This window comes from Sphaerobacter thermophilus DSM 20745 (assembly GCF_000024985.1).
Taxonomy (GTDB): Bacteria; Chloroflexota; Chloroflexia; order Thermomicrobiales; family Thermomicrobiaceae; genus Sphaerobacter; species Sphaerobacter thermophilus.
In genome coordinates, this window is sequence record NC_013523.1 from 2385426 (window position 1) to 2406994 (window position 21569).

General features: G+C 68.7%; 18 protein-coding genes. 10 read left to right on the plus strand and 8 right to left on the minus strand.

Translation table 11 applies throughout. The features are described from left to right. Positions 1-51: 51 nt before the first annotated feature. From STHE_RS10750 to STHE_RS10760, 3 genes are all read left to right on the plus strand, one after another. Positions 52-1032 carry a daunorubicin resistance protein DrrA family ABC transporter ATP-binding protein gene (locus tag STHE_RS10750; protein ID WP_012872609.1) on the plus strand — a complete coding sequence of 327 codons (981 nt, stop codon included), beginning with the start codon at positions 52-54 and terminating at the stop codon, positions 1030-1032. A 5-nt stretch (positions 1033-1037) separates the two neighbouring features. Continuing rightward, entirely contained in the window at positions 1038-1910 is an 873-nt protein-coding gene (locus STHE_RS10755) for an ABC transporter permease (RefSeq protein WP_012872610.1), read from the plus strand. A 118-nt stretch (positions 1911-2028) separates the two neighbouring features. After that, positions 2029-2490, plus strand: a complete 462-nt coding sequence (locus STHE_RS10760; protein WP_012872611.1) for a hypothetical protein — start codon at positions 2029-2031, stop codon at positions 2488-2490. Positions 2491-2743: 253 nt separating this feature from the next. Here STHE_RS10760 and STHE_RS10765 read toward each other — a convergent pair whose 3' ends face one another. From STHE_RS10765 to STHE_RS19230, 4 genes are all read right to left on the minus strand, one after another. Then, the gene (locus tag STHE_RS10765) at positions 2744-2968 is read right to left on the minus strand and encodes a hypothetical protein (RefSeq protein WP_012872612.1); all 225 of its coding nucleotides are present in this window, start codon (positions 2966-2968) and stop codon (positions 2744-2746) included. Between the two features lie 179 nt (positions 2969-3147). Beyond that, positions 3148-6099, minus strand: a complete 2952-nt coding sequence (locus tag STHE_RS10770) for a helix-turn-helix transcriptional regulator (RefSeq protein ID WP_012872613.1) — start codon at positions 6097-6099, stop codon at positions 3148-3150. A gap of 322 nt (positions 6100-6421) precedes the next feature. After that, the gene (locus STHE_RS10775) at positions 6422-7114 is read right to left on the minus strand and encodes a redox-sensing transcriptional repressor Rex (RefSeq protein ID WP_012872614.1); all 693 of its coding nucleotides are present in this window, start codon (positions 7112-7114) and stop codon (positions 6422-6424) included. Positions 7115-7297: 183 nt separating this feature from the next. Beyond that, positions 7298-8401, minus strand: coding sequence for a helix-turn-helix domain-containing protein (locus STHE_RS19230; protein ID WP_012872615.1), 1104 nt, complete (start codon positions 8399-8401; stop codon positions 7298-7300). A gap of 325 nt (positions 8402-8726) precedes the next feature. Between STHE_RS19230 and STHE_RS10785 the strand changes: the two genes are divergently transcribed. The 7 genes from STHE_RS10785 (at position 8727) to STHE_RS10815 (ending at position 16891) form a co-directional block, all read left to right on the plus strand. Beyond that, positions 8727-9143 (plus strand): DUF2089 domain-containing protein, encoded by a 417-nt coding sequence (locus STHE_RS10785; RefSeq protein ID WP_012872616.1) that lies wholly within the window; start codon positions 8727-8729, stop codon positions 9141-9143. 49 nt (positions 9144-9192) lie between these two features. Then, complete coding sequence (locus STHE_RS10790; RefSeq protein WP_012872617.1) at positions 9193-10512, plus strand: MFS transporter; 1320 nt, start codon at positions 9193-9195, stop codon at positions 10510-10512. Continuing rightward, positions 10509-11780, plus strand: a complete 1272-nt coding sequence (locus STHE_RS10795; protein ID WP_012872618.1) for a DUF4097 family beta strand repeat-containing protein — start codon at positions 10509-10511, stop codon at positions 11778-11780. The genes STHE_RS10790 and STHE_RS10795 overlap by 4 nt, the downstream gene beginning before the upstream one ends. A gap of 184 nt (positions 11781-11964) precedes the next feature. Next, positions 11965-12201, plus strand: coding sequence for a hypothetical protein (locus tag STHE_RS19040; RefSeq protein ID WP_012872619.1), 237 nt, complete (start codon positions 11965-11967; stop codon positions 12199-12201). Positions 12202-12771: 570 nt separating this feature from the next. Further along, positions 12772-14562 (plus strand): DNA repair protein RecN, encoded by a 1791-nt coding sequence (gene recN, locus STHE_RS10805; protein WP_012872620.1) that lies wholly within the window; start codon positions 12772-12774, stop codon positions 14560-14562. 396 nt (positions 14563-14958) lie between these two features. Next, entirely contained in the window at positions 14959-15363 is a 405-nt protein-coding gene (locus STHE_RS10810) for a DoxX family protein (RefSeq protein ID WP_012872621.1), read from the plus strand. A 154-nt stretch (positions 15364-15517) separates the two neighbouring features. Beyond that, a complete protein-coding gene (locus STHE_RS10815) occupies positions 15518-16891 on the plus strand; it encodes an ABC transporter substrate-binding protein (protein ID WP_012872622.1) in 1374 nt (457 codons plus the stop codon). A gap of 725 nt (positions 16892-17616) precedes the next feature. On the opposite strand, the gene STHE_RS10820 is transcribed toward STHE_RS10815, so the two are convergent. The 4 genes from STHE_RS10820 to STHE_RS10835 are packed head-to-tail and all read right to left on the minus strand — an operon-like array spanning position 17617 to position 21367. Beyond that, entirely contained in the window at positions 17617-18786 is a 1170-nt protein-coding gene (locus STHE_RS10820) for a branched-chain amino acid ABC transporter permease (RefSeq protein ID WP_012872623.1), read from the minus strand. Between the two features lie 4 nt (positions 18787-18790). Further along, on the minus strand, positions 18791-19870 hold the full coding sequence (locus STHE_RS10825) for a branched-chain amino acid ABC transporter permease (RefSeq protein WP_012872624.1): 1080 nt from the start codon (positions 19868-19870) through the stop codon (positions 18791-18793). A gap of 7 nt (positions 19871-19877) precedes the next feature. Beyond that, positions 19878-20609 carry an ABC transporter ATP-binding protein gene (locus STHE_RS10830; RefSeq protein WP_012872625.1) on the minus strand — a complete coding sequence of 244 codons (732 nt, stop codon included), beginning with the start codon at positions 20607-20609 and terminating at the stop codon, positions 19878-19880. Then, positions 20606-21367: an ABC transporter ATP-binding protein gene (locus STHE_RS10835; protein ID WP_041400077.1), complete on the minus strand. Its 762-nt coding sequence runs from the start codon at positions 21365-21367 to the stop codon at positions 20606-20608. The genes STHE_RS10830 and STHE_RS10835 overlap by 4 nt, the downstream gene beginning before the upstream one ends. Positions 21368-21569 lie beyond the last annotated feature (202 nt).

The following is a 21569-nucleotide window of genomic DNA, read 5'->3' on the forward strand; positions in this document are numbered from 1 at the left end:
CGGCCACGTCCCAGCCGCCGCCCGCTTCACACGACATCGGGGGATGCACGTATGGCCGAAGAGATCATCCAGGTCGATCAGTTGGTCAAGCGCTACGGCGACTTGACGGCCGTGGACGGAATCTCCTTCACGGTGAGAGAGGGAGAGCTGTTCGGGTTCCTGGGGCCGAACGGCGCCGGGAAGTCGACGACCATCGGCGTCCTCTGCACGTTGCTCCGGCCCAGCAGCGGGCGCGTCGTGATCAACGGCTACGACGTCGTCGCCGACCCGGCCGGTGTGCGCCGCTCGATCGGCATCATCTTCCAGGACTCCAGCCTCGACATCGAGCTGACCGCCATGGAGAACCTGGCCTTCCACGCGCGGATCTACAACCTCCCGCGCGGGAGTTGGGAGCCACAAGCAGAGCGCCTGCTGCGCATGGTCGATCTCTGGGAGCGGCGCAACGACCTGGTCAAGACCTTCTCCGGCGGCATGAAGCGCCGGCTGGAGATCGCACGCGGCCTGCTCCACCAGCCGCACGTCCTCTTCCTGGACGAGCCGACGATCGGGCTGGACCCACAGACGCGCCAGCATATCTGGAACTATCTGGAGCAGCTCCGCGCCGAGACCCGGATCACCCTGTTCCTGACCACGCACTACATGGACGAGGCCGAGCGCTGCGACCGGATCGCGATCATGGACCACGGCAAGATCGTTGCGCTGGACACCCCCGACCGGCTCAAGGCGATGGTCGGCGGCGACGTGATCACGCTCAAGACCCGCGACAACGACGCGGCAGCCCGGGAGATCACGGCCGGCTTCGGCCTGGAGCCGATCGCGTTCGACGGCGTGCTCCGGTTGGAGGTCCCCGAGGGCGAGTCGTTCATCCCCCGGCTGGTGCAGGGACTCAGCGTGCCGATCGAGACGATCAGCCTGCACCGGCCCAGCCTCGACGATGTCTTCGTCCGCCTCACCGGCCGGGCCATGCGTGACGAAGAGGTGACCGGCGTCGATCAGATGCGCGCGGTGATGCGCATGCATCAGAGGAGATGAGTGAGATGGCGACCCCGAGCATCGCGACCGAGCGGCGGTCACCGCGGGCCAACCCCAGCACCTGGGGCGCTGCCCTCAACGGCATCATCACCCTGTGGTACCGGGATGTGCTCCACTTCACCCGCGACCGAGCCCGGATCATCGGCAGCTTCGCCCAGCCCATCCTCTTCCTGTTCATCTTCGGCACCGGGCTGTCGGCGTCGATCGGCCCGCTCGGCGGGGGAGGCGCCGGGCAGGAGGGCGTCAGCTACGTCCAGTTCATCTTCCCGGGGATCATCGCGATGGCGGTGCTGTTCACCGCTGTCTTCAGCGGCATCGCAATTGTCTGGGATCGCGAGTTCGGCTTCCTGAAGGAGGTGCTGGTGGCGCCGCTGCCCCGCTGGGCGATCGCGATCGGCAAGGCGCTGGGGGGCGCGACGACCGCGATGGTCCAGGGCATCCTGATGCTGATCTTCGCGCCGTTCGTCGGTGTGTCGCTCTCGCTCGGGAATGTGGCGGGATTGATCCCGGTGATGTTCCTCACCGCCTTCGCGCTCAGCTCGCTCGGCCTGCTGATCGCGGTGAGCATGAAGAGCATGCAGGGCTTCCAGCTCATCATGAACTTCCTAATGATGCCGCTGTTTTTCCTGTCCGGCGCGCTCTTCCCGCTCCAGAACCTGCCCGGCTGGCTGACCGCCTTCACCCGGATCAACCCGGTCAGCTACGGCGTGGACGCCATCCGGCACCTGGTGCTCGGGACCGGCTCGCCCGCGGCGGAGCAACTGGGCCTGACCGTCCTCGGTGTGCGCATGACGCCGCTCCTGGACATGATGGTCGTGCTCGCCTTCGGCATGGTCATGATCGCGCTGGCCGTGCGCCGGTTCTCCGTACAGGAGTAGCGACCACGGCCCAGGTGTTGCCAGCCATTTCCGCGTCTGCTACGCTGACGTCGGCGGATCATAGCGAGCAATCTGGGATGTCGCCGGCGTCGACGCCGTGCGCGACGAGGAGTACAGGGTGCTGCTGGACCCGCGGCTCTGGTTACTCATCGGGCTCAGCCTGGCCATGCTCTTCACCCTCGAAGCGATCGAAGAGTTCGTGGAGGGTGCCTGGCCACAGATGCGCCGCCCCGCCAACGGCTGGGGGGCGGTTGGGAGCACGCATACCCTGTGGGCAGCGGTCGCGTTGTTCATGCTGCCGGGTCTGGTGCTGACGATCCTGAACCTGGCGATCCTCGTGGCCAACGATCTCCCCTACGCCAACGCGCAGCTCCTGGGCACGATCTTCGTCGTCATCGGCTGGCTGGTCTACCTCGCCACCACCACGAACCTCGGCGGCGTCGGGACCTATCTACAGGAAGCCGGTCTGATCGCGCCGCTGGCGCTGCTGGTCATCCTCGCCCTGGGTGACCTCCTGCTGCTGATCTCCCTCATCGACATCTTCCCGACCAACCTGCTCTCCGCGCTCCGGCAGGGGTAGCGGAGCCGCAATCAGGTGCGCGGGCGTGTCGCCCGTCCCCGTAGGAGCAGTCCTCTCCCCCACCCCCTCTCCCAACGTTGGGAGAGGGGAGCGACGCACGGACGCCAGCAACATGCCAGCGCTCCTGTTTTCCCGTTTATGTTGGGCGGGCGGGCTTTGTGCCCGCCCGCAGTCTGGTAGGGAGATGAGGGGAGTTGGCGGGGAGGTATCGGGGGACCTCCCCGCCGGGGATGGGTGAAGTGACGGCGTCTGGTTAGGCGACTCGCGCCTGGGGGGCGCAGGGATCGAACGCGCTCACCGGGCGGAGGTCCGGGTCAAGCCGCCGCGCGATCGCCACCAAGGCGCGCGCCGCGCGCTCACGGATCGGCATATCCAACACCACACCAGCGTCGTGCATTTCCGCGAACTGCCGGCTCCGCCTCTCCGACTCGGCAACCCGGTGGGCCGCGATCTTCTCGATGGAATACATGTCGTACACGTCGTTGCTCCTATGGGCTCGCCGACCTCATCACTACTGTCCCTACTCTACGCCGCACGGCCTGACCCCACATCGTGAAAAGTGCGAAATTGCGGCGCGGCCGTGCGGCGTACAGGGCCAGGGCCTGACTACGTAGTTCTACGTAGTCCTTTGGATGCGTACGTTCGCGGGTGGTAAGACTACCAGAGGCGGTTCTCAAGGGCGAAGCGTGTGGCCGCAGCGCGGGAGGAGACCCCCAATTTGTTGTAGATCGAGCGCAGGTGCTGGCTCACCGTGCGCGGGCTGAGGAACAGGCGCTCGGCCACCTGCGCGTCGGTCAGGCCATCCGCTACCAGCCGTAGGACCTCCACCTCGCGGGGCGTCAACCCCGCAGGGTAGGCCGCACCCGCGCGGCGAGCGCGCGACCTGGACAGCCGGGCTTCGATGGCACGTGCCCGGTCCAGCGCCGGGGCTGCGCCCAACGGCTCGAGGATCGCTCGGGCCTCTGCCAGGAGTTCCCGCGCCGCGGCCGGCTGGCGCGTCGCGCCGCGGTGCTCGGCGAGGGCCAGCAGGGTCAGGGCACGCTCGTAGCGGGCGGCGCAGGCGTCGGCCAGTGCCAGGGCGGCGTCCAGGTGGCGCGCGGCGTCATCGTGGCGCCGGGCGGCGGTATCGAGCTCTCCGAGCGTTCGGTAGGCATGGAGCAGAACCAGCGGCTGGCGCGGATCGCTGGCGTCCTCCAGGGCGCGGACGGCGCGTCGCCGCGCCGCAGCGGCTTCGCCCGCTGCGCGATGGTACGCGGCCCAGCCGAGATGGCCGGCCGCGCGCCCGAGTACCGCCCCGCTCCACGCCACCCAGCGGTCGTGGGCTTCAAGCCAGGCCCGTGCGGTCGCGAGATCCCCGGCATCGAGCGCCAGCATGGCGGCCAGCCGCTGGATCGGCAGCGTGTCGAGCAGGATCGCGTTGCCCGGCTCCGCTTCCAGCCCCGCCGGGAGCTGCTCACCCACGAGCTGCCAGGCCAACGCCGCGTCTCCCTGCTCGCGCGCGAGCGTGGCCAGCGCGCTGCGGGCAAAGGGACGCCAGCCGGTGCGGCCGCCGGAGGTGATAGCGGCACGCGCCAGTTGCCGGGCGTCGTCCCAGGCCCCCTCCAGCAAGAGGAGCGGCAGCCAGACGAAGCGCGGCGGCAGTGACTCCCCGGCTACCTCTCCGGCACGTTCCCAGGCGGCCTCGGCCTCCCGCGCCAGCCGCTCGCGCTCGGCCAGGTCATCAGCGTGGTAGGGCAGCACCACCTCGTACAGCTCCAGGAGCAGCGCCTGCCCCACCTGGTAGTGGTGCTCGACGGCGCGGTAGGCGGCGATCGCCTCAGCGCAAGCGCGCCGCGCCGCGTCAGGGTGACCCAGGACAGCCGAGGCGCTCGCCACCCCGCGCCAGGCATTGGCGTAGCCCGAAGTGCCAAGTCCACGCGCGGGTACCTCGGGCTCCGCGCTCGGGCCGAGGGCCAGCGCGTCCGCGCACCGGCCCGAGAGCGCGAGCCAGTTCACCAGCGCGCCCCGGTAGTGGTACTCATCGGGCGGGTCACCCACGCGCACGAGGCGCTCGCGCAGCCTCGCCCGCTCCTCGTCGCTCAGGGCATCGATTGCAGCGATCGACTCCTCCAGGATCGCCAGCCCGGCGCGGATATCGCCGATGACACAGCGCAGGCTGCCGCGGAAACAGCCGACATAGGCGGCCAGTGGCCGGTCGCCCGCCTCCTCCGCCAGGGCGATCGCGTCGTCGAGGTAGGCAAGCGCGTGGCGTGGGTCGGCATAGCGGCGCATCCGCGCCACGCGGTAGAGGAGCAGCGCCTGCTCCTCCGGCGGCGCGCCCTGGGCTTCCAGGATCTGGAGCGCGGCGTCGAAACGTTCCCCGGCTGTCAGCAGCGCGTAGGCCCGCTGCGCCAGATCCCCGGCGCGAATCAGCCACTCCGCCGCCCGCGGGTCTCCAGCCCGCTGCAGGTGGTAAGCGACGGCATGCGGGCCGGGCGTGGGGGCAGCCATCAGCGTCTCCGCTACGCGGCGGTGCCACAACCGCTGCCGGGGCGGCAGAAGCCCGTCGTAGAGTGTCTCGCGGATCAGCGCGTGCGCGAAGCGCACGGCGGCGCCGTCGGAGTGGGCCTCGAGGAGCCGCGCCTCGACCGCCGCCTCAATCACATCGAGCAGCTCTTCCTCCGTGGCCCCGGTGACCGCCTCCCACAGCCCAAGGGGGACTTCCTGGCCGATGACCGCCGCGACCGAGAGCAGGTGGTGCGCCTCGTCGCCCAAGCGCGCCAGCCGCCCTTCGATCACCTGGCGCAGCAGCGTCGGGACGCCCGCCTGCGTCAGATCGCCGAGGACCCAGCCGTCGCCCTCCAGCCGCAGCAGGTGCTCATCTTCGAGCGTGCGCAGGAGTTCCCCGACGTAGAGCGGGTTGCCCTGTGCCCGCTCCTCGAGGTAGGCCATCAGGCGCGACTGCGCCTCGACCGACAGGGTATAGCGGGCGGACACCAGGGTGCGCACATCGTCCGGCTCCAACCGGCGCAGGTCCACCCGCAGGGCGCCCGCCTCCCGCACCAGGAGCGGCAGTAAGGGAAAGAGCGGGTGCCGCCGGTTCACCTCGTCCCCCCGGTAGGTGACGACGAGGAGCATCGGTGCGCCGGCCACACCACGCGCCACGAAGCGCAGCAGCTCGAGGCTGCCTACATCGGCCCAGTGCATGTCCTCCAGGAGCAGCACCAGCGGCTGGCGTGCCGCCAGGGTACCCAGCCACTCCCACATGCGGGCGAAGAGCGCCATCTGGCTGGCGGACTGGGCCGCGGCTTCCTCGAGCGGCGGCACCGGCGAACCCTGGTGCGTGATCCCCTGAGCCACAACCTCGGTCCACGGCCCGTAGGGTGGCGTCTCGATCAGGTCGTAGCAGTGGCCCACCAGGACGAGCGCGCCCTGCTCACACGCCTCGCGGCCGATCCGGCGCGCCAGTGCCGTCTTGCCGATCCCGGCCTCACCGCTGATCATCACCAGCCGGCCGCGCCCGCCCAGCGTATCGCCCAGCGCCGCGCGCAGCGTCGCCTGCTCGCTCTCCCGCCCGACCAGGACAGGGGGATGCTCGTCGAGGGGAAAAGGAAGTGGTGTCACGTCCATGGGCTGCAGACGTCGCTCGTGGTGAGCGCGGCGCAGTGCGGCGCAGCGCACGATTTGTCGGTCATCTGTTCTAGTATAGCACGGCCAGGTGCAGGGTTATTCCTCATTGCCACGAGCGCGGGCGGCGGACGGCGCCGTACCCGTCCCCAGCGCACCCCCCCTCGCCCAACGTTGGGAGAGGGGTTGGGGGTGAGGGCCGTTCTCTCGGCATGGGGTCGAGCGGTGCTCCGGCCCTGCGCCGGTCGGTATGACAACCCGGAGGAGACCGGTCCACCACATAACAAAGCGGCGGCCGCAGCCGCCGCTGTCCAAGCTCTCTACCCTAGTGCCCGGCCGCCTCGGTCGCCAGGCTCTCGCCAACCGGAGCGGCGCGGCCGTCGTGGGAGGGGTCGCCGTTGTCGAGGTAGTAGGTGAGGCTCTGCAGGGCGCTGACCGGGTCGATCTCACGCACCCAGACCGACTCCGGCACCTTCAGGATCACCGGGGCGTAGTTGAGGATCGCCCGCACCCCGCCGGCGATCATCCGGTCGGCCACGTCCTGCGCCGCGGCGGCCGGAACGGCCACGATGCCGATCTTGATCCCCATCTCCCGGATGACCGGCGTCAGTTCGGCCTCGTCCAGGACCACGGTGCCGTTCACCTGCTGGCCGATGTGCTCCGGGTTGCGGGCGAAGATCGCGGCGATGCGGAACGCATTCGGTTCGAAGCCCCGGTAGTGGGCGATGGCCTGTCCCAGGTGGCCGAAGCCGGCCAGTGCGACGTCCCACTGGCGGTCCAGCTTGAGGATGTGAGCGATCTCCTCCGCCAGCCGAGCAACGTCGTATCCCTTGCCCTGCTTACCGAACTTACCGAAGTAGGAGAGGTCCCGGCGGATCTGGGCCGCCGTCACCCCGATGCGCTCGCCCAACTCCTCGGACGAGATACTCGTCACGCCCGCGCTCAGCATCTGCTTGAGCGTGCGCTCGTAGATCGGCAGCCGCCGAATCACGATGTCGGGAATCCCACCGCGTCTCATCCGTCATGTCTCCGCGCGGGGACCGCTCGCACCGACCGCGACGACGCGGCCACGGGCTCGCACCGCCGGTTCGATCCAACACGCGAGCCGCCCGCGTCTATGCCGCCGACGACGGTCGAAAACGAATCCCGCGATTCATCCGATGAGCGCCAGCATAATGCTACCATTCATGCAGAAAACCGGTCAACGTGCCGGGTTTCTCTCACTTGCTTCCGCCTGCCGCCGCCGCAGCCAGACGACCACCGCCTCCCGACTCCGATCGGTTTCGGGAAGGCTATCCCACAGCCGATCGACCAACCCCGCGACCGGGGCCGTGGTCTCCGGTCCTGCGACCCAGAGCCCGACGCGCACCGTGGACTCCCGCCCTCGCCGTTCAGGCAGCCGCTCGATCAGGCCGCCCTGCTCGTCGACGCAGTAGATGTTGAACGGCCCGAGGTCCGCGTCCGTGACGGCCAGCTCGAAGTTGGCGTCCTGGTCCAAGCGGTCGAGCAGCCGCGCACAGAGGTTGAGCGCCTGCGCCCGCGCGAGGTCCGGTCCCGGGCCGGCCTTCTCGGTGTCCAGAGCGCGCTCCAGGTAGCTGCGGCTCAGGATCATGCGCGTGGGCCAGCGGCGCATCACGGCGGGGTCACGCACCCACTCCGAGGTTTCCCAGGTGGAAACCGCCTGCGGGTCGATTGCCTCCCGGCGGAAGACCGCCTGATAGGCCGCGACCAGATCGGCCTCCGGTGGCAGGAGGAAGAAGCTGCGGCTCGCCACCAGGATGCGCCGGTGGCCGGGGGTCTGCACCAGTTGCAGCCAGGCGCGCGCGAAGGCCGGCCCGCCCATCCCCGCCTGGCGGATCAGCCGGTTGAGCGCCCTCCAGACCTCGGCCAGATCGTCATGGCGCGCGGCACGCGCCACCAGCTCCTGGGTGGCCAGCGGGGGAAGCGTCGCCTCGCCCAACTGGCGCAGGCACCCGACCAGGGTGCGTCGCGCCTCGATCGACAGGTCGAACAGCTCATCCCGCACGGGAGGACCGATGCCGAGCATATCGAGGTAGCGGCCCAGGTCGGCGTCGAGGAGCGTCACGTCGCGCTCGAGCCGCACGAACTCGTCGATGCCGACCCCAAGCACCTCAGCGATCTTGGCCAGGACCGTGAAGCTGGGGAGCGTCTGGCTTCGTTCGAGTCGACTCAGGTGCGACGCTGAGATGCCCGCTTGTGCTGCCAACGCGTCGAGTGTCATCCCCCGTTCTTGCCGTAAGCGGCGGATCGCCGGGCCGATCCGCTGCCGTTGTACCGGCTGCATCTGCACCACTGTCCTACTCCCCATCTGTCATGCCGCCGCCCCTCGTACCCCAAGGGGCACGCGACCGACGGGCTGTAACCGCCACACCGACCTGGGGCAAGATCTGCCCCCTCTGTGCTTCCGTCCAAGTACTGGCCAGGCTAGTGACGGCATTTTGGATGCCGCGGAAATCCTGACTGCACGCCCCGCCTCCCGACCCCCGACGCGACCCGCGCCCAGCACCTCACTCCCTCTCACTGGTTCCAAACTATTCTGAACCAATTCTTCACAATCTCTTGACAACGGATCAGAATCAGTCTAGACTGGGCCGCGTTAGGAGGAGATCATGTACAACGCACCACAACAATGCCCAACCTGCGGTTCCGCGCTTCAGATCCAGGAGCTGGCCTGTCCTACCTGCTCTACGATCGTGCGCGGCCGGTGGGCGGCCAACCCCTTCAGCCGGCTGACCGATGATCAGCAGACGTTCCTGCTGCTCTTCGTGCGCAGCCGCGGCAACCTCAGCGACGTCGAACGAACCCTCGGCGTCTCCTACCCAACCGTGCGCGGCAAGCTCGAAGACATCATCGCGGCGCTGGAAGAGCCGGAGCCGGAACCGGAACCTGAGCCGGAGCCGGCGCCCGCCCCTGCGCCGTCCACGGAGCGTGAGAAGATCCTCGAACGCATCGCCCGGGGCGAGTTGACGGTCGACGAAGGGATGGCACAGCTCCGCCGCCTCCAATCCGGCGGAGACGCTCGCTAGCAGCGCGGCCAGCATCTATGGGAGCTGGCCACGCGGATCGGGAGACTAAATGATCGCCACACGCGGCCAGGCCTCCGGCGCTAATCGTATACCCTTTCTGGCACTCCTGGGTGCCAATGCCATCTCGATGGTCGGCACGCGCGTCACTCAGATCGCCATCCCCTGGTTCGTGCTGCAGACGACCGGGAGCGCGGCCAAGACCGGCATCGTCGGCTTCGCCGAGATGCTGCCGATCATCATCGCCTCCTTCTTCGGCGGCACCCTGGTCGACCGCATCGGATTCAAGACCGGCAGCGTCGTCTCCGATCTCCTGGCCGGGGCCACCATTGCGCTCATCCCCGCGCTGCACCACACCGTCGGACTGGAGTTCTGGCAACTCCTGATACTCGTCTTCTTCGCAGGGCTCTTCGCCACCCCCGGCATGACCGCACGCCAGAGCCTCGTACCCGACCTGGCGGAGCTGGCCGGGCTGCCGCTGGAGCGGGCCAACGCCGCCTACCAGGCGATCCCACGGCTCTCGCTCCTGGTGGGCCCGGCGCTCGGCGCGGCCCTCATCTCCCTGGTGGGCCCCAGCCAGGCCCTCTGGCTCGACGCCGCCGGCTACGTCGTGTCAGCGACCATCGTGCTGGTCGGTGTCCGCGGGCTGCGCCGCCAGGCCACCGTGAGCGGATCGTCCTCCCGCTACCTCGATGAGCTGCGCGAGGGGCTGCAGTTCGTCCGCCAGAACAGGCTGGTCCGAACGATGATCACGGTGATGCTCGTGATCAGCATCGTCGACATGCCCCTCTTCTCCGTCGTGCTGCCCGTCTACGCCGACCGCGTCCTCGGCAGCGTCGTCGCGCTGGGCACCATCGTCAGCGCCTTCGGCGCCGGCGCGCTGGCGGGAGTCCTCGCCTACGGCGCCGTCGGGCACAAGCTGCCCCGGCGGCCCACGCTGGTGATCGCCTTCGCCGCGTGCTGCCTCTCGCTCACCCCGCTCGCCCTGGGAGCGCCCCTCTGGGTGATCGCGACATTCATGGCGGTGGAGGGCGTGATCTCGGCGCCGATCAACCCCCTGGCGATGACGCTGCTCCAGGAGGAGGTCCCCGCCGAACTGCGCGGGCGCGCCTTCGGACTGGTCACCGCCCTCGGCCTTGCGGTCTCCCCGCTGGGGCTGCTGATGGCCGGCTACATCATCGACTACGTTGGGCTGCTCCCCATGCTCGGCCTGATCGCGGTTTCCTACCTGGCCGCCGCCGCCGTGTGCGGGACAGCCCCCGCCCTCCGCAACCTGAGCTCGCCACCGGCGCCGGAGCCGGTGCCGGTGGCATCGACGGCCGACACCGACCTCCGCCATGCGGCGGGCTACCGGGAAGGAATCAGCCGATGAGTACGAGCGAACACCGTATCGCCGCTTCCGGAGTAGACGTCCTGCTTATCGAGGGCACCGAGGGTGACCTGCGGGTCACCTGGACCGAGCGGGACGACATCCTGGTCCGCGGCGACTACGTCGAGATCGAGCATGACGACGACCGGGTGGAGATCTCCTGGCAGTCCGCCACCGTGGCCAATGCCCTGACCTCCATCCTCGGGATCGGCACCGGCTCGCCCGTCACGGTGGAACTGCCGCAGACCATTCGCCGCACCGAGATCACCCTGCGCACCGGCGACCTGGTGCTCGACAGCCCGCGGGGCACGGTGCAGGCACGGGTCGACCGAGGCGACACCATCGTCGACGGCGGCGACGGCGAGATCGAGATGAAGCTCGGCGGCGGCACGATCCGGGTCGAACGCTTCACGGGCCCGGTCACGGCCAGCTCCGGCGCGGGCGACGTCAAGCTGACGAACGTGACCGGGAAAGTGGTGGTAAGTGCCGGCGCCGGGGATGTCCTGGTCCAGGGCGGCACCGGCCCGGTGAACCTCAAGCTCGGCGCCGGGGACGCCGTGGTCGACGAACGCGACTGCGACAACCTGACGATCAAGCTCGGGACCGGCGACGCGATCGTCCGCAGCGGCACGAGCGCCACGACGAGCATCCACAACGGCCTGGGCGACATCGTCTGCCGCACCGTTCTCGGCCTGGGCGAGCACAGCTTCACCACCGGCTCGGGCGACATCACCGTCGCCGTCCAACGAGACATCCGCGCCCGGATCGAGGTCATCACCGCCCGAGGCAAGATCGACAGCGAGATCCCGCTCGTGAGCGTCGGCAAGCGCGGGCCGAAGAGCGTGCTCGGACGCCGGCTGGTCGGCAGCATCGGCGACGGCGATGACCGTGCCGAAATCCGCATCCGCGCCGTGCGCGGCGATGTGGACCTCCGCTGGTTGACGGGGGCCGGCGCGCGTTCCACCACCCCGGTGCGACCGGCGGCACCTCCATCGCCCTCGACTCCAGAACCGCCGGTGCCCCCGACACCTCCGGCACTGCCCGAGGCGCCCGCACCGCCCGAGGGTGTCGAAGCGGCCGATTCCGACACGGACGTGATCCTGGTGGGTCCACCGGCCGCCGAGACGCCGCGCACCGACGAAAGCGAGTTCGAGAACTACCAGCGTGTGATCCTGAGCGAGCTGGCAGCCGGCACACTCACCGTTGCCGAAGCCGAGCGCCTGCTTGACGCCCTGGCGCAGCGGCAACAGGGCCAGCACACGACCGCGTAGCGCACCACGACCGAACCGACGACCTGATCCCGGAGCCGCGCGCGAACCGCGGCGGCTCCGCCAGGGGCCCGCTGCGCTCTGAAAGGAGAGGCTACCCAGACCACACCTGAACCATGCCCGCGCCACCTGTCCGCTCTGACGACACCGACCTGGCACCGACCCGCACGATGAAGGGAACCGAGCTATGCACTCCGATCCGTGGGTGAACCTGAAGCTAGCGGCATCACGCTGGCAAGAACGCCACGACGCCGCCGAGCACTGGCGGACCGTCCGCGACCTCGACCCGCCCCCAACCCGGCGCACCCTGCTCGCCAGCCTCGCCATCGGTGCCCGCAACATCCTCCGCATCGGCCGCGCGACCGCCGCCTCCCAGGTCCGAGGGCGCGTCGCCCGCCAGCACAGGGAGTTGGATCTGAATTGATGCGTGTTGCGTATTGCGTGTTCCGTGTTCCGTCCAGCCGCCCGGCTCGCAATGAGTCGGGCGGTTCATATTTGTGGCCCGCGTTCGAAGGAGCAGGAAATTTCGGTCCTCTCTCCGCGCCGGGCGACGCGGGGCTGCACGTGTGATGAGTACCCGGGGATAAACCCCCGGGCTGACAACGATAGCCGGCTGAAGCCGGCTGGGGGAATTTGGCCCACGCCTGGATAATAAGGAATCCACCGTGCCGGTACACGCCCGGGGCTCAAGCCGCCGGGCTGAATAATGGGGTAAGCCCACTGAAGGGGCTGCGATGGCGACATCCAGGCATGTCCGGTTCGGCCACCCACCGGGCGCAGCATCCTCAGTCCCTTCAGTGGACTTCGCTTCCTAGCCCGGCGGCTTGAGCCCCGGGCACTTGTCACCGCTCGGGGATCCTGACACCTACGGACTAGCACCGGAGACGCTCCGCCCCGGACCCGCCAAGGGCCTGTAGTACAATTGTTCCGCTCATCGACCGCCCGCCGGCGCGGCGGTGGACCAGCAGCTAGCCGAGGGACGTGACGCCGAGCCATGCTCCTGGAACTCGCCATCCGCAACTTCGCTATCATCCGCGACCTGCGCCTCACGTTCCACCCCGGCCTGAACGCCCTCACCGGGGAGACGGGCGCGGGTAAGTCGATCATCATCGACGCCCTGAGCGCCGTCCTGGGTGCGCGCGTCTCCGCCGATTTCGTGCGCACCGGCGCGTCCGGTGCCTGGGTCGAGGCAGTCTTCGACGTTCGCGACCTCGCGGAGCGCGAGGACTTCCGCACCCTCCTGGCCGAGACCGGCGTCGAGCCCGAGGACGGCACGCTGATCCTGACCCGCGACATCAGCGCGGCCGGGCGCAGTGCCGCCCGTATCAACGGCCGCACCGTCACTGCCAGCACCCTCGCCCAGTTCGGCTCGCTGCTGGTGGACATCCACGGCCAGAGCGAGCACCTCTCGCTCCTGCGCCCCGCTATCCACGTCGACCTGCTCGACCGCTATGCCGGGACGCTGGAGGAGCGTGAGCGGTTCGCCGCCCTCGTCCACGAGTACCACCAGATCCGCCGCCAGATCGACCAGATCGTCGCCGACGAGCGGGAGCGCGCGCACCGGATGGACCTGCTCCGCTTCCAGGTCGAAGAGATCACCGCCGCCAAGCTGCACCCGGACGAGGAAGCCGAGCTGGAGCGCGAGCGGCTCGTGCTCGGCAACGCCGAGCGGCTGGCGCGCCTCGCCGCCGAGACGTACCAGTTGCTCGAAGGGGCTGACGACACCGGGCCTGCTCCGGTCTCCGGCGCGCTCGACCAGATCCGGCTGGCGGCCGAGCGGATCGAAGAACTTGCGCGGGTCGACGCGACGAACGAGCCCCTGGCGAACCAACTGCGCGAGGCGCTCATCCTGCTGGAGGATGTCGCCCACGGGGTGCGGGTCTACGCCGAGGAGGTCGAAGGAGACCCGGAGCGCCTGGCGGCGGTCGAGGATCGGCTGGCGCTCCTCAAGCAGCTCAAGCGCAAGTACGGCGCGACAATCGCCGAGGTCATCGCCTACGGCGAGCAGGCCGCCCAGGAACTCCACGACCTGGACACCAGCGAGCAGCGGGTCGAGGAGTTGCGCCACCGTGCCGCTGTCCTGCTGCGACAGATCGCCGAGCAGGGCGCGCGGCTGACCGAACGCCGCCGCGCCGCCTGCGGCGAGCTGGAGCAGGCGGTCGAGCAGGCCATCGCCGAGTTGAACATGGGCCGGGCCCGCTTCGTGGTCGACCTGCGCCCCCTGACGAGCGGCACCGTCGCCCACCTCCCGGGCGACGACGGCCGTGACGGCCCGACGATCACCTTCGATCAGACCGGACTCGACCGCGTCGAGTTCCTGATCGCCCCCAACGCCGGGGAGACACCCCGGCCACTGGCCCGCATCGCCTCCGGCGGGGAGACCGCCCGCCTCATGCTCGCCCTCAAGTCGATCCTCTCCGCGGCCGACGCCACCCCCACCCTGGTCTTCGACGAGGTCGACGTCGGCGTCGGCGGCCGCAGTGGCCAGCCGGTGGGCGAGAAGCTCTGGTCACTGACCGGGCAGCACCAGGTCATCGTCATCAGTCACCTGCCGCAGATCGCCGCCTTTGCCGAGGCCCACTACCGCATCACCAAGGACGAGTACGACGGCCGGACCGAGACGCGCATCGAGCGCCTCGACGACGACGCTCGCATCGATGAGCTGGCCGCCATGCTCGACGGCCTGCCGGTCACCGCCGCCTCCCGTCAGAACGCCCAGGAGATGCTGGCCCGCATCGAGCAGTGGAAGCGCCAATCCGGCCGCGTCCCCGCCACCACCCGCTAGACCGACAACCCCACGCCAGCCACGCAGTGTCGGGAACCACCCGCCCTCCATGCCGCTGCCAGTAGGCGGTGTGATGATTCCCGCGCGGCGGCATGTGTCCGGGGGTAATCCCCCGGGCCCCAACCGGCCGGTGGACTCCCAACGCCGGGACGTAAGCCCTCTTCCCCCGAGCCGGCTTCAGCCGGCTTTCCTTGTGAGCCCGGGGCTTGAGCCCCGGGCACGAACTGGCTGGCAGACACCGCTTCACCTGGACGTAAGCCCTACTGCGTCTCAGCCTGCTTCTACTAAAGTAGCGACGGACCGTACGTCGATGTTTCAGGCCGGTGCCGTGGCGTCTGTCTTGCAGCCACCCGCGGTGCCGAACGGCGGCACGTATCACGTATAGGGGAGGTGTGTATGCTGTCTGCGGTCCGTTTCCTTGCTCGCTCTTTGCTGAGTCTCGCCTTTATCGTGCTCGGCTGGGATGCCGCTCGGGAACCGGGCGGGCGTGTCAAGGTGGTGGCCGAGCTGGGTGTCCCGCAACCGGAACTCGCGGTTCGGGCGAACGGGTCTCTCATGGTCGCGGCCGGTGCGATGCTGATGCTCGGAATCCGTCCGCGGTTGGCCGCCCTGTCGCTGGTGGCATCGATGGTGCCGACCACGCTCGCCGGCCACCCTTTCTGGCAAGTGAGCGATCCGCAGCAGCGCAAGGGGCAGCGCATCCATTTCCTAAAGAACCTTTCCATGATCGGCGGGCTGCTTACCGTTGCGTTGAGTGGCGACCGCCCATGCATCCCTTGTTCACAACCACGGGAAACATGACCAGGAGCGGGACAGGTCGACTTGCCACCGAGCTAACCTCAAATGGGAAGGCATACTCGGATTGCCAATCGTCGCTGTCCCTGACATACTATGCGCACGGATTCGCACCGACAGTGTAGTGTGGGGACCGTCGATCGCGAGGAGGAGTGATCGTATGTCAAGACGCATCCCCTGGCCGCTTGCGCTGTTCGTCGCTATCACGCTGCTGCTGCCGATCCTGGCAGCCTGCGGTGGGGACGGCGAAAGCGAGCCCACGACCGCGGCCGAGACACCGACCACAAGCGGAGGAACAACGGAGACCGCTACGCCAGCGCCGTCAGGTTCGCCCGCGGCGTCGCCAACCAGTAGCGACAGTACCCCGACCGCATCTGGGGAGGCCCTGAAGATCGGCATGCTGGCGCCGTTCACCGGTGACCTCTCCGACTTCGGCCCGGCCTTCTGGAACGCCGCGATGCTCGCCGTCGAGGAGATCAACTCCGCGGGCGGTGTGCTCGGCCAGCCGGTCGAGCTGGTGCGTGCTGACGACGGCACGTCGCCGCAGCAGGGCGTTGAAGAGGCTCGCCGCCTGGTCGAGGTCGAGCGGGTGAGCGCCATCATCGGCGCCGCCGCCAGCGGCGTGACTCTCCCGGTCGCGGAGTCGGTGACCGGGCCGTCCGGGATCGTGCAGATCTCCCCGGCGTCCACGTCGCCCGCGTTGACCGACGCCAACGACAATGACTTCCTGTTCCGCACCACCATCTCGGACGCGGCGCAGGGTGTCGTCCTGGCACAGCTCGCCCAGGAGCAGGGCTTCCAGACCGCCTGCACTATGTACACGAACAACGCCTATGGCCAGGGCCTCTCCGAGGTCTTCGCCCGTGAGTTCGAGCGGCTCGGTGGGCAGGTCTTGGCCCAGGTGCCGCACGAGCAGGAGCAGGCGAGCTACGCCGCGGAGCTGGCCACCTGCACCGAGGGCAACCCGGACGTCCTGGCGGCCATTAGCTACCCCGAGAGCGCGCGCGTCTACCTGCGCGAGGCTGTCGAGCAGGGGCTGGTGGAGAACTTCCTGTTCGTCGACGGCACCAAGTCCGAGGAGCAGTTCGCTGACCTCGGCTGGGACGTCTTCGAGGGCATGTGGGGAACGGCTCCCGGCGCGCTGGACACCGAGGTCGGTGATGCGTTCGACGCTCGCTACGAAGAGGCCTACGGCCGCCGGCCGGAGCTTCCCTTCCTCCGCGAGAGCTACGATGCCGTGTACGTGATCGCGCTGGCGGCGCAGAAGGCCGGCAGCACCGACCCGGCTGCGATCCGCGACGCGATTCGCGAGATCGCCAACCCGCCGGGTGAAACGGTCACGCCGGGTTCTGAGGGCTGGGCGCGAGCGCTCGAGCTGATCGCGGCCGGCGAAGATATCAACTATGAGGGTGCAGCTAGCCCGGCCGACTTCGATGACAACGGCGATGTGCTCACGGGCGCGATCGAGGTCTGGCGCGTGCAGGGCAGCGCTATCGTCGTTCAGGAAACGCGTGAGATCGACCTGACCCAATAGCCGCGCAAGTGATCGATCACAGCGGCCCCACACTCCCAAGGCAGGGCTTGCGGTGAACACCGCAAGCCCTTCTTCGTCCGCTGAACAGAGACAGCGGGGCTACGGCCGTGGCGTGTGCCCGGGGGTAATGGAGTTGGACGAATTAGCTTCGTGTACCCGCCGGCAACCCGCTCCCGCGATGATGTCATCCTGAGCGCAGCGAAGGATCTCGCGTCAGACCGGATACGCACCGGGGAGATCCTTCGGCTCGGACGGAGTCGCCGGGCGCGGCTGGCCGCTGCCCCCGGCAGAGCGAAGGATGACAGCGACCGGGCGACGGGGTTGGCTCCGGTGTATCAACGTAATTCGTCAAACTTCATAACCCCGGGGGCTGACAAGGCGAAGCCCGCTGAAGGGGATGGGAACGCTGCGTCCGGTGAGGGACCGGATCGGCTCCGCCCGCAGGTAGCCATCGCAGCCCCTTCAGTGGGCTTTCCCATATTCAGCCCGGGGGTTTACCCCCGGGCACACGCCATGGCGCGCGGATCTTCACGGAACCCAACCTGCGCAGGGATTACCACCCTGCGCCATACCAAAGCGGCGGCCGAAGCCGCCGCACTTCAAGAGTTTGGTCCCCGGCCGGCTAAAGCCGGCTTCGTGTTGTCAGCCCGGGGGTTTACCCCCGGGCACACGCCACGGCGCGGAGAACGCTGCACCACTCAGCCTGGACACGCGCCGTGGCGCCCCTACTCCACCGGACTCGAGGCCGGTTCGACCGTGGCGGTGGCCTGGGTCGCTGCCTCCTGGCGCCGCAGCTCCCGCACCCGGCTGTCCAGCCAGCGCGACACCCGCGCCCGCTCGGGAACCAGCCCCTTGGGGCCGGCGAGCAGAACCACGACGATCAGCGCGCCGATGATGAAGTCGCGGAAGAACGAGATGCGGTCTACGATGAACACCGGCAGCTTGAAGCTCTGAATCTGGAGCGTGATCGACCAGAAGCCCCAGACCACGAAGGTACCGACGACCGCGCCGACGTTGTTGCCGCTGCCCCCGAGCACCAGCATGGCCCAGATGATGAATGTGCCGAAGAAGTGGGTGAACGTCTCGGGCGAGATGGCGCCCTGCTGGAACGCGAAGAACGCGCCGCCCGCGCCCATGATCGCCGCGCCGAGTACGAACCCCTGGACCTTGAAGGCGAAGACGTTCTTGCCGCTGGCGGCCACCACGTCCTCGTCCTCGCGCAGCGCCCGCAGCACGCGGCCCCAGGGTGAGCTGATGCCGCGCTCCACCATCAGGTAGACCAGGAAGAGCATCGCGAGGGCCAGGCCCAGGAAGACGAAGCGGTACACGTTCGGCTCGAACCAGCCGGCGAGGGGCCGCGGGATGCCGGTCAGGCCGCGCGTGCCGTTGACCAGCCAGGTCTCTTCGATCGTCACCCGCCGCAGCACCTCGGCCACGCCGATGGTCGTGATTGCCAGGTAGTCTTCGCGCAGCCGCAGCGCCGACAGCGCCAGGAGCAACGCCAGCAGCGCCGAGGCCAGCGCCGCCGCCAGCACTCCGAAGATGAAGGGGAGCCACTCCCGGCTGTCGAGGAAGGGGAGGAACGCCAGCCGATCTCCGAAGCCGCCCACGTACTGCACGAACTCGGAGTCGGCGGGCGACTTGGTGACGATCGCCGCGACGAACGCGCCGACCATGAAGAAGCCGACCACACCGAAATTGAAGATACCGGTGTAGCCCCACTGCACGTTGAGCCCGATGGCGATAATGGCCAGGATCGCCACGGTCGTCACGAAGGGGACAAGGAAGCCGATCACGGCCGTGACGCTCCCGCCGGAGTGGATGAGTGGGAGGAGGATCATTGCGACCGTGACGGCCGCGACGATGAGCTTCGTCGTCTTCGATGCTTCCTTCATGACGCTACGCTCCAAACAGTCCACGCGGCCGAGCCAGGATCACCAGGATCAGGATGACGAAGGCGATGGAGAACTTGTAGCCCGGGCTGAGCGGGCCAACCGCCACCGCCACCTCCTGCACCACCCCGACGACCAGTCCACCCACCAGCGCCCCGTGCGGGCTACCAATCCCGCCCAGGATCGCGGCGGCGAAGACCGGCAGGAGCAGGATGAACCCCAACTCCGGCTTGAGCTGCGACTGAAGCGCGAGCAGAACCCCCGCGACGGCGATCAGTCCGCCGCTGACGAGCCAGGTGGTGCGCACCACCGCTTCGGTGTCGATGCCGCTGACGCGCGCCAGATCCGGGTTGTCGGCCATGGCGCGCATGGCGCGGCCGGTGGTCGTCCGGTAGAGGAGGAAGTAGACGACCGCGGCAAGGACGATCGCAGCCGCGACGATGAAGAGCTGATCGGTGGGGATGCGCGGCCCGCCGGGGATTTGCAGCGTCGGCCGAATTCCGGAGACGTAGAAGCGGGGGGTCGGCCCCCAGATCATGAGCACCAGGCTGCGCATGGCAATCGCCACGCCCAGCGAGACGATGGCGAAGATCGCCAGTCCGGCGCGCCGCTGACGTAGCGGCCGGTAGACCCAGCGGTCGACCAGGATCAGGATCACGGCGGACAGCGCGGCCGCGACGACGATCGAGAGCAGTAGGCCGTAGCCGAAGGAGAAGCGCCAGATCCGCTCGGTGGCGCCCGGCAGGTCGGCGAAGCTCCAGGGCAGGCGCACGTCGGTCCCGCGCGTACCCACCAGGTTGCCCGAGAGGGCGAAGAAGGCCAGGTAGGCCGCCAGCATCATCGAGTCGCCATGGGCGAAGTGGGCGAACTTCAGCACGCCGTAGATGAGCGTCAGGCCCAGCGCCCCGAGCGCGAGCACACTGCCGACGACCAGGCCGGCGACGAACTGGCTCGGGTGCGTCAGCGCGCTCCAGATGACGAACAGGCCGATCGCGCCGAAGAGCACGACCGAGCCGGCCGCGTCACCCAGCCGCCCGAGCCGAGTTGGTGCGGTCTCGACCCGTGGCGAGACGGTCCCCGTGGACATTCCGTTCCTACTCCCCCAGATAGAGGCGGCGCACCTCGTCGCTCTCAAGGAGCTGGCGCGCGTCACCTTCCAGTCGGTTCTCCCCACCTGCCAGCACGTAGCCCCGGTGGCTGAGGCTCAGCGCCTGGCGTGCGTTCTGCTCGACCATCAGGATGGCGGTCCCGGTGGCATTGATCTCCACCACCTTCTCGAAGACCATGTCGACCATCTTCGGCGACAAGCTGGCCGACGGCTCGTCGAGCAGCAGCAACTGCGGGTCGAGCATCAGCGCCCGTGCGATAGCCAGCAACTGGCGCTGCCCGCCCGAGAGCCGCCCTGCACGCTCGTTCGGCCGCTCGGCCAGCACCGGGAACAGGCTGAAGACCTGCTCCATCCGCTCCCCGCGGCCCCCGTCCCGCGCGAAGCCGCCGATCTCCAGGTTTTCACGGATGGTCAACGAGGGGAAAACGTTGTCCGTCTGCGGCACATAGCACATACCGCGCCGGACCAGGCGATCCGGCGACTCGTGGGTGATCTCCTCCCCTGCCAGCAACACCCGGCCGGTGCGCACCGGCAGCAGCCCGAAGAGGGCCTTCATCAGCGTCGATTTACCCGCCCCGTTCGGACCGATGATGGCGACCATCTCACCCGGTTGGACCCGGATCGACACGCCCCGCAGGATGTCGACCCCGCCATAGCCGGCGGTGATATCGACGGCGTCGAGGAGCGGCTGAGTGGCGACGGCAGTAGCGACGGTCATCGATACTGCCCTCCCAGATACGCCTCGAGGACCTGCGGGTTGTTGCGTACCTCTTCGGGCGTCCCCTCGCAGAGGTGGGTTCCTTCGCTCATGACGATGACCGGGTTGCAGAGCCGGGCCACCAGATCCATGTCGTGCTCGATGATGAACATGGTGATGCCCCGCTCGTAGCACAGCTCCTCGATGTAGCCCACCAGCCGGCGCATCAGCGTGCGGTTCACCCCGGCGCCCGGCTCGTCGAGCAGGATCATCTTGGGCTCAGCCATCAACGTCCGCGCCAGCTCCAGGAGCTTCTTCTGGCCGCCCGAGAGGTTCGCCGCGTACTCGTCCCGCAGCCGGATCAGGTCCACGTACTCCAGCACGGCCAGCGCCCGGTCGATAATCTCCCGCTCGCGCTGGCCGACCAGGCCGGGGCGAAACCACGCGTTCCAGACGCGCTCGCCCTCCTGCCCCATGGGCACGAGCACCAGGTTCTCCAGTACGGTCATCGAGCCAAGTGGTTTGGGGATCTGGAAGGTACGCACGAGGCCCTTGCGGGCAATCACGTGGGGAGGCAGGCCATCGATGCGCTCGCCGTCGAAGACGATGGTGCCGCTGGTTGGCTTGAGAAAGCCGGAGATGAGGTTGAACGCGGTCGTCTTCCCCGCGCCGTTGGGGCCAATCAAGCCGGTAATGGTGCCCCGGCGGACGCGAAAGCTACAGTCATCGACCGCCCTCACCCCACCGAACACCCTGGTGAGATTGGACACCTCTAGGATCGCGTCGCTCTGGCCGGCAGCCGTCCCCGCCGGCGACTGCGCCGCAGCCGTCAACTGTACTCCCTCCTCACACCCACCAATGGGCACAGTCGTGCCGCTGACTCAAAGCAACCGTGTGTGGGCGTGCCTGCGAGGCACAAGCCCTCGACGGCAAATCGCTCGCTGTAGTGATCGCACTGTGTGAAACTCGGCGGCCGCGAAA

What these genes read in the sequence shown, in the direction of transcription:
- STHE_RS19040 (WP_012872619.1), top strand. Translation starts at nt 11,965, where the DNA reads ATGCACTCCGATCCGTGGGTGAACCTGAAGCTAGCGGCATCACGCTGG.
- STHE_RS19230 (WP_012872615.1), bottom strand. Translation starts at nt 8,401, where the DNA reads ATGCAGCCGGTACAACGGCAGCGGATCGGCCCGGCGATCCGCCGCTTA.
- STHE_RS10775 (WP_012872614.1), bottom strand. Translation starts at nt 7,114, where the DNA reads ATGAGACGCGGTGGGATTCCCGACATCGTGATTCGGCGGCTGCCGATC.
- STHE_RS10755 (WP_012872610.1), top strand. Translation starts at nt 1,038, where the DNA reads ATGGCGACCCCGAGCATCGCGACCGAGCGGCGGTCACCGCGGGCCAAC.
- STHE_RS10820 (WP_012872623.1), bottom strand. Translation starts at nt 18,786, where the DNA reads ATGAAGGAAGCATCGAAGACGACGAAGCTCATCGTCGCGGCCGTCACG.
- recN (WP_012872620.1), top strand. Translation starts at nt 12,772, where the DNA reads ATGCTCCTGGAACTCGCCATCCGCAACTTCGCTATCATCCGCGACCTG.
- STHE_RS10750 (WP_012872609.1), top strand. Translation starts at nt 52, where the DNA reads ATGGCCGAAGAGATCATCCAGGTCGATCAGTTGGTCAAGCGCTACGGC.
- STHE_RS10810 (WP_012872621.1), top strand. Translation starts at nt 14,959, where the DNA reads ATGCTGTCTGCGGTCCGTTTCCTTGCTCGCTCTTTGCTGAGTCTCGCC.
- STHE_RS10790 (WP_012872617.1), top strand. Translation starts at nt 9,193, where the DNA reads ATGATCGCCACACGCGGCCAGGCCTCCGGCGCTAATCGTATACCCTTT.
- STHE_RS10770 (WP_012872613.1), bottom strand. Translation starts at nt 6,099, where the DNA reads ATGGACGTGACACCACTTCCTTTTCCCCTCGACGAGCATCCCCCTGTC.
- STHE_RS10815 (WP_012872622.1), top strand. Translation starts at nt 15,518, where the DNA reads ATGTCAAGACGCATCCCCTGGCCGCTTGCGCTGTTCGTCGCTATCACG.
- STHE_RS10795 (WP_012872618.1), top strand. Translation starts at nt 10,509, where the DNA reads ATGAGTACGAGCGAACACCGTATCGCCGCTTCCGGAGTAGACGTCCTG.
- STHE_RS10830 (WP_012872625.1), bottom strand. Translation starts at nt 20,609, where the DNA reads ATGACCGTCGCTACTGCCGTCGCCACTCAGCCGCTCCTCGACGCCGTC.
- STHE_RS10825 (WP_012872624.1), bottom strand. Translation starts at nt 19,870, where the DNA reads ATGTCCACGGGGACCGTCTCGCCACGGGTCGAGACCGCACCAACTCGG.
- STHE_RS10785 (WP_012872616.1), top strand. Translation starts at nt 8,727, where the DNA reads ATGTACAACGCACCACAACAATGCCCAACCTGCGGTTCCGCGCTTCAG.